Source organism: Polaromonas sp. (assembly GCF_013817205.1).
Taxonomy (GTDB): domain Bacteria; phylum Pseudomonadota; class Gammaproteobacteria; order Burkholderiales; family Burkholderiaceae_C; genus Polaromonas.
Map to the genome: position 1 here is coordinate 21,780 of NZ_JACDDD010000051.1, position 6,454 is coordinate 28,233.

At 58.0% G+C, this 6,454-nt stretch carries 6 protein-coding genes and 1 pseudogene; 1 reads left to right on the forward strand and 6 read right to left on the reverse strand.

Translation table 11 applies throughout. The features are described 5' to 3' along the window. The first annotated feature begins 75 nt into the window (after positions 1-75). Entirely contained in the window at positions 76-1,923 is a 1,848-nt protein-coding gene (glmS, locus tag H0W47_RS12475; RefSeq protein WP_296924783.1) for a glutamine--fructose-6-phosphate transaminase (isomerizing), read from the forward strand. A gap of 160 nt (positions 1,924-2,083) precedes the next feature. Here glmS and H0W47_RS12480 read toward each other — a convergent pair. The 6 genes and pseudogenes from H0W47_RS12480 to H0W47_RS12505 all read right to left on the reverse strand — a co-directional run. Continuing rightward, positions 2,084-2,347 (reverse strand): annotated as a pseudogene (locus H0W47_RS12480) (IS21 family transposase); the annotation flags it as partial. Positions 2,348-2,430: 83 nt separating this feature from the next. Then, positions 2,431-3,342, reverse strand: a complete 912-nt coding sequence (locus H0W47_RS12485; protein WP_296924785.1) for a hypothetical protein — start codon at positions 3,340-3,342, stop codon at positions 2,431-2,433. Between the two features lie 112 nt (positions 3,343-3,454). Then, entirely contained in the window at positions 3,455-3,943 is a 489-nt protein-coding gene (locus tag H0W47_RS12490; RefSeq protein ID WP_296924787.1) for a hypothetical protein, read from the reverse strand. A 161-nt stretch (positions 3,944-4,104) separates the two neighbouring features. After that, the gene (locus H0W47_RS12495; RefSeq protein ID WP_296924790.1) at positions 4,105-4,830 is read right to left on the reverse strand and encodes a hypothetical protein; all 726 of its coding nucleotides are present in this window, start codon (positions 4,828-4,830) and stop codon (positions 4,105-4,107) included. Then, positions 4,817-5,122: a hypothetical protein gene (locus H0W47_RS12500; RefSeq protein WP_296924792.1), complete on the reverse strand. Its 306-nt coding sequence runs from the start codon at positions 5,120-5,122 to the stop codon at positions 4,817-4,819. Before H0W47_RS12500 ends, H0W47_RS12495 begins: the two co-directional genes overlap by 14 nt. A gap of 220 nt (positions 5,123-5,342) precedes the next feature. Then, a partial coding sequence (locus H0W47_RS12505) for a hypothetical protein (RefSeq protein ID WP_296924794.1) occupies positions 5,343-6,454 on the reverse strand: 1,112 nt, incomplete at its 5' end.

Genomic DNA, 6,454 nt, shown 5'->3' on the forward strand with positions numbered 1-6,454 from the left:
TATTTGGCGACAAATATAGATTCAAAAAAAATTCTTAAGCTTAATATTAGCTCCTGTTTTCACTGGAGTAGCTTTATGTGCGGCATTGTGGCGTCGGTTTCGACTCGAAATATTGTTCCTGTGCTGGTCCAAGGCCTGCAGCGGCTGGAATACCGGGGCTATGACTCTTGCGGCGTCGCCATTTACGCCGGCGGCCTCAAGCGCGCGCGCAGCACGTCGCGCGTGGCTGAGCTGATGGAGCAGGTGAGCACCGACAAACTGGAAAGCGGTACGGGCATCGCACACACGCGCTGGGCCACGCACGGCGCGCCTGCCGTGCACAACGCGCACCCGCACTTCAGCCACGGTACGGGCGACGCCGCGCTCACGCCTGGCAAGGTGGCGCTGGTGCACAACGGCATCATCGAGAACCACGAAGAGCTGCGCGCAGCATTGCAGGCCAGGGGTTATGTGTTTACCAGCCAGACCGACACCGAGGTCATCGTGCACCTGATGGACAGCCTGTACGACGGTGACCTGTTCGAGGCGCTCAAGGCCACCACGCGCCAGTTGCATGGCGCCTATGCGATTGCGGCCTTCTGCAAGGACGAGCCGCACCGCGTGGTTGGCGCGCGCGCCGGCTCGCCACTGATCCTAGGCGTTGGCAAGGAAGGCGGCGAGAACTTCCTGGCAAGTGACGCCATGGCGCTGGCCGGCGTGACAGACCAGATCCTGTATCTGGAAGAAGGCGACTTGGTGGACATCCAGCTCGGCAAATACTGGGTCATCGACCGCGAGCACAAGGCGGTGCAGCGCGAGGTCAAGACTGTGCTGGCGCACAGCGGTGCAGCCGAACTCGGCCCTTATCGCCACTACATGCAAAAGGAAATTTTCGAGCAGCCACGCGCCATTGGCGACACGCTCGAAGGCATCGCCGGCATCACGCCCGAGCTGTTCGGCGACGAAGCCTTCCGCGTTTTCAAGGACATCGACTCGGTGCTGATCCTGGCCTGTGGCACCAGCTACTACAGCGGCTGCGCCGCCAAATACTGGCTCGAATCGCTTGCCGGCGTCCCGACGCAGGTGGAGGTCGCCAGCGAATACCGCTACCGCACTTCGGTGCCCAACCCGAAATCGCTGGTGGTCACCATCACCCAGAGCGGCGAAACCGCCGACACGCTCGCTGCGCTTCGCCACGCGCAGTCAATGGGCATGACACACACGCTGACCATCTGCAATGTGTCGACGTCGGCGATGGTGCGCGAGTGCAAGCTGGCTTACATCACCCGCGCTGGCGTCGAGATCGGCGTGGCATCCACCAAGGCATTCACCACCCAACTGGCCGGCCTGTTCCTGCTGACGCTGGCGTTGGCGCAAAGCAAGGGCAGGCTCAGTGACGAAGACGAAAGCGCTCATCTTAAGGCGATGCGACATCTGCCGGCCGCATTGCAGGCGGTGCTGGCGCTGGAACCGCAGGTGATCGCTTGGGCCGAAGACTTCGCCAAAATGGAAAACGCCCTGTTCCTCGGCCGCGGCCTGCATTATCCGATTGCACTCGAAGGCGCGCTCAAGCTGAAAGAGATCAGCTACATCCATGCCGAGGCCTACCCGGCCGGTGAACTCAAGCATGGCCCGCTGGCGCTGGTGACCAGCGCCATGCCCGTGGTCACCGTGGCCCCCAACGACACATTGCTTGAAAAGCTCAAGAGCAACATGCAGGAAGTCCGCGCGCGCGGCGGTGTGCTGTATGTGCTGGCCGATGCGGACACAAAAATTGAAAGCGGTGAAGGTATCCACGTCATACGCATGCCCGAGCACTACGGGGCGCTGAGCCCGCTGCTGCATGTGGTGCCGTTGCAGTTGCTGGCCTATCACACCGCCGTGGCAAGAGGAACGGATGTTGACAAACCCCGCAATCTTGCAAAGAGCGTGACTGTCGAATGACGGGCACGGAGCGCGCTATTCCGCGCAAATAAAGTCGTAAACAATGTTGAATTTCTCTGAAGTCTGACCCGAGTTTTCCATCGAATATTGACCCACACTCTTGTGAGCAGAAGGTGCTCACGATGTGGATAAGTTCTTGGTTTTCTCCTTTTTGGGTTGCGTCTGTGTGGATCTGCCTCAAAGTGCGCCGCTGTTTCCGCGATTTTGTTGCCTCGATTCCAAGCCAAGTGGCCAGCTTCTCCGCATAGGGGTCGAGCTTGCTGGAGCTGACCCGCCTTGGGTACCTGGGCTCGCTCTCTTCCGATCGCAGGTGCTTCTTCACTGTGTTGCGAGCCAGGCCTGTACGCCTTGAAATCTCGCGGACGGACATCTGATCCCTCAATGCCCAACGCCTAATGACATTCAATGTCGCCACGTCAATCACTCCTAATTTCCCTCTGCTTTTAAAACAAGCAGGGTAGTGCCTACGTGGGTCAGTTTTGAATGGAAATTACTGCGCTAAGTGGGTCAGATTTCGACGGAATTCAACATCAGGTTGTTGCCGGCAAGAAGGGTGACGTTGCCCTGGCCTGCGATGGTGACTCCCAGATCGGCGCTTTGGCCGAAGCGGATGTAGTTGCGCTCGTCGAAGGTGGCATCGGCCTGCTCGCGCTGGTTGATGGCGCCCAGATGGATGTCGCGCCCGGCTGTGAGGGTGGTGCTGCCCGCAGGCTGGCCGGCTGCGGTGGGGGCGTTGTTGAGCAGCTGGGCGGCCAGAAGGTTGATGTCGCGCCCGGCGCTGGCCACCAGGGTACCGCTTGGGGCAGTCACGTAGAGCCCGGCAATGCGGTCCAGGCTGGTGCGCTGGTAGGCGCCCACACCGGCGGTGTTGAGGTTGCTTTGGCTGGTGCTCGTCACGTTCAGGTCGCGCCCGGCGCTGGCGGTGAGGCTGTCCTGGGCAATGATTTGTCCGCCGGTGTTGTTGAGGTCGGTCTGGGCGGCCACGGTCACGTTTTGGCCCTGGATGCGCCCAAGGAGGTTGTGCACATTGTTGGCGGTAAGGGAGACGATGTTTCGCCCGGCGATGGTGCCGCTGTTGCTGAGGTCGCCCGTGAGGTTGAGGTTGATGCTTTGGCCGGCCATCAGGGAACCGTCGGCTTTGATGTCGCCGGGCTGCACGGCTACGTAGACCTGGGGCACGAGTACCTTTTGTACAGTACCGTCGGCCAGGGTGACTTCGCGCTCGACCAGCCAGACGATGTCGCTGGTGAGCTGGGCCATCTGGGCGGCTGACAGGGCCAGGCCGGGGCGCAGGTTGTATTGCTGGGCTACGGTGACGCCGCTGGTCATCAATGCCTGGTATTGGGCTTCGTCGCTTTGGTAGTTGATCGCATTTAGGAATGCGTCGGCGCTGGGACTCGCTCTTGCTACTGAATTCATAGCTGCTTGCGCACGTATTGCTTGGGCTAGCGTCCGATTTGATGCATGAAATTCGGCCTGCACCGTTATCGACCCTGCGATGTGCAAGCGGACTGGGCGGATTAAGAAACCGTTATGGCTCAATCACCCCAAATACCTTGAACCCCGGGCTGCTTCTGAGCAGCAGTGCCGGCGCACCCTTGCGCAGTGCCACGGTTTGACTAAACGCAGTGATGTCGCTGCTTGGATTGTTGACCTTGCAACGCTGGTTGTACGCATGCTCGGTGGTACCCAGGAATTTGCGATGTTCGTACTCTAGCCGGACGAAAGCATGATCATCGACCAGGTGCGTGGTGGTCACCTGCAAGGTCTCACCGTCCCGGGCTTGCCGCTCCAGCTTGCTGGTATCGACTCGGGTGCAATCCCCTGAGGTAGGCTCAAACCTCATGGTTCGCATGCCGTCGAACACACGCGATTGACCGGCCTCCACGACATAGGCGGCACTCCCAGCTGGGGCAGCGGCACTGCCCGCGGCCTCATGCACAACCGTAATTTTGATGGTGTCAGCCCATGACGATGCGGCCATGACACTGCCTAAAACAATCGCTGCTAAAAATCTCATGTTCATCCTTGGTTAAAAACTATTGCGTTGGGTTATCTGCGCGGCTGGCATGGCAGCGCGAGGCGCATGGTATCCCACCATCTGCGTTGAAAAAACGGATTGAAATCAAAGGGGGAGTGTTGCGGACACGTGGCATGACTTCCTGCCGCCACTCCTGCAATTCACTTCGGGCTCACTGAAGATGCCGGTCGCAGGTTTGATGCAATTTTTGACGCAATCGCCGCAACAGCCGCGGTGTAGGCGTCCGAGACATCTTTGGGCTGTCCTGTCAATGCATCAAAGCTCGCCCATTTGTAGCGCGGGTCGGCCGGAATACTGGTAGGCGTCTCGCCACGCGAATCGGCACCGTAGTAAATGGTGTCTGAATACAGGTACTTTTTCTCACCAGCCCGCACAAGGTTGGCCGTTACATTGACCCTGGGAATGTAGTCCAGCGAGAAACGCGAGGAGTACATGCCGACAGCCTCAAAGTAGACGTGCAGCACAGGATGCGCCGTCGGCAACTTTGTGTAATCAATATCGTCCGGCGAAGCAGGCGGTCGTGCCACGCCTTCCAGCATTTGTGCGTCAAAGCCACGCGCCTTCAACTCCTTGAGCAAGGCAGCGCTCAAGGCAAGCGCCATCGAATTACGCGTCGCTTCCATGCTTTCTGTAAAAACCTTGCTCTTTTGGCGATCGGCGAGCGACTGCCACAACACACCCAGCGGCACGCCCTTGTTTTCTGTATACAGCTTCTCGACCGGCGCCACGGGAAGCAGCATTACCTGCGTGATATTTTCAGGAGGCTTGCTGCGTGATGCACAGCCTGCAAGAAGCGTGATCGCGACGAAGCAAGAGACGATGCCTAATGCCCTGGTGTTTTTGATTTTCTGTTTAATTGAGTTCATTTTTTATGCTCTGGTTGGATAAGGAAATGGGTTGCTTGTTGCCGGTGAGGTTGAAGCTGATGAGGCGGTGGCTTGGAAGGTAGTTGGGGTGCAGGTTCACTTTGCTATTGAATTCGTAGCTGCTGACGCAGGTTTTGCTTGGGCTGGAGGCATATTTACATGACTGTTTTCCGCCCCGATTGTCCGCACTCGGGATGTATCCCGTACCTCCTGTGGTGCCAGCGATGATAAATTGCAGAATCTCGGCCTTGGCTTGTTCCGCTATTTCCACCAGTTCAAGCGCGATAGCCAAGATTTCAGTTTCAACCAGTTATCTCGTAAAAACTCATCCCCGGCTTTGCCACGACCCAGCATATCCGACAGTGAATCTGCACGACTAATCCCGGCAAGTACCGCGCCAACACATGTTAGTGCGTATGCCCCCCAGCCAGGATCATCAAAATAAAGCCATGGACCCAGTAGAAGTCCCATGGCTAATATCGCGACTAAATCTGAAGGGGTAACTTTATTCTTCATTTGGAAACTAACAAACCGGAGTCAACTGCTTTTTTAACAGCCTCAAAACGCGGCTTTATTTCCCGCTCAACGACTTCGAAAACGATGGCGCGTGGGATACCCGTTCGTTGGCTAAACCTGTCTGCAGCAACATCCAGAGCAGAATCGACCGCCACCTTACCCGCACTCGGTTTGAACGCCTGCTCAAGTAGCCCTGTAACGCCCGCAGCAATTTCAAACGACAAGACGATGGGCGTATTACCCGTAGCGGTTGCTAAGGCAGCCATACGCTGATACTGCGTACTCATATTTCCGAAGTAGTTCCCTACAGCCTGTTGCTGCGCTGCAGTCATCGGCACACTCTGCTGCACACCCACACCCGACCGACAAGCCAAGTCGTTGTTCGCGCACGCCGCCGTCACGCTGCCTGACAATGGTGGCACGTTCGTCGTGATTGGCGCATTCAACGCCGGATTGCTGGCCAAATACGGGGAGAATCCCGGTATATAGCCCGCCCCCTCTTTGCTGTTGGCGATGATGTATTGCTGGATTTCCATGTTGGCTTGCCCCGGCACCTCAATCACCACTTTGCCATCGACGGCTTTTGGCATGCCAGGGTCCTGGGCGATGTTGTTGCCAATCGATTTGCTGTCGGTCAACACTGCCAGAGAGTTGGGCAATTCTCCGTAAGCGATGTTACCCATCAAGCGCATTTGCTCCTCGATCTGCTCTTTGGTGTATTTTCCTTTTGCAGCCAGTGAGGCGGCCAGTTGCTTGTCAGTCGGATGCAACATCCGATTATTCGCAGCCGCATTAACCCCCGCCGCACTCGCCAGATTGATCTGCGCAGCATTCCCCCCAGCCACCGCAGCCGCAATAGCGCTGATCATTCCCGCAAATTGGGCGGTGTCGGGGCGCCTGCCATACGCCTCTGCCGCCATCTCTCCGACAGCCGCGCCAATGGCCCCGGCTGCACAGCCTTCGCTCCCGTTACGGGCAGCCCCTGCCGCACAGCCCGCAAGCGCATGCGCCAGCTTGTGCGTGAAGGCGTTGAGCGTTCCGAGCTTTTCCATCTCCCCAATCGCAAACGCACCCTGCGCCGCAGCCGTATCAATGAAGGCAGTCGTCA